A 286-nucleotide genomic window follows, 5' to 3' on the forward strand; every position below is an offset into this window, starting at 1 on the left:
CATGGGAACAATCGGCTCCCGCCACGCCTATCAAATCATCCAAAATGTACGACGAGTTTTGGCGATTGAATGTATTTGTGCATTGCAAGCAGTTGAATACCGTGGGACCCATAAAATGGCACCTGCTACACATGCGTTTTATAAAGAAGCAAGAAAGGTTGTACCGTCGATCCTTGAGGACCGTGTGTTTGCTGAAGATATTGAGAGGGTAACTGAATGGCTTAAAAAAAATTACCTAGTGTGGACAGCCAATCTTGAACCGATAGAATATTAACTTTATTCAGTA

Annotated in this window: 1 protein-coding gene; it reads left to right on the forward strand. The window is 42.0% G+C overall.

The genetic code is table 11. The annotated features are described in order from the left end of the window. On the forward strand, window positions 1–274 hold a 274-nt coding region (locus V7147_RS19815; RefSeq protein ID WP_335369540.1), incomplete at its 5' end, for an aromatic amino acid lyase. Between the last annotated feature and the right edge of the window lie 12 nt (window positions 275–286).

It is taken from the genome of Bacillus sp. JJ1521 (assembly GCF_036965165.1).
GTDB lineage: Bacteria > Bacillota > Bacilli > Bacillales > Bacillaceae_L > Ferdinandcohnia.